Source organism: Domibacillus sp. 8LH (genome assembly GCF_038806185.1).
GTDB classification, from domain to species: Bacteria; Bacillota; Bacilli; order Bacillales; family Domibacillaceae; genus Domibacillus; species Domibacillus indicus_A.
On the sequence record NZ_JAVJNG010000233.1, the window covers coordinates 1 to 255 of the forward strand.

The 255-nt window shown below is 30.6% G+C and carries 1 protein-coding gene; it reads left to right on the forward strand.

Annotated elements, in window-relative coordinates; all coding sequences use genetic code 11:
- Positions 1–82: 82 nt before the first annotated feature.
- Positions 83–255: CheR family methyltransferase (locus RG959_RS25405; protein ID WP_369335207.1), on the forward strand; the 173-nt coding region annotated here is incomplete at its 3' end.

The following is a 255-nucleotide window of genomic DNA, read 5'->3' on the forward strand; positions in this document are numbered from 1 at the left end:
GGGCTACTCTAATTTCAAATGATATTTCGAAGGGTTAAATCAAGAAGAATTAGTATTTAATGAGTTCTTAGATAGTATTACTATTAATGTATCAGAATTTTATCGCTATCCAAAGAGATGGATAGTATTAGAAAAGGAAATTTTCCCATTGTTGCTAAAAAGCACATCTAAGTTATCTATTTGGAGTGGTGCATTTTCTACAGGTGAGGAACCTTATAGTCTAGCAATTCTTTTAAATGAATATTTTCCTGAGAC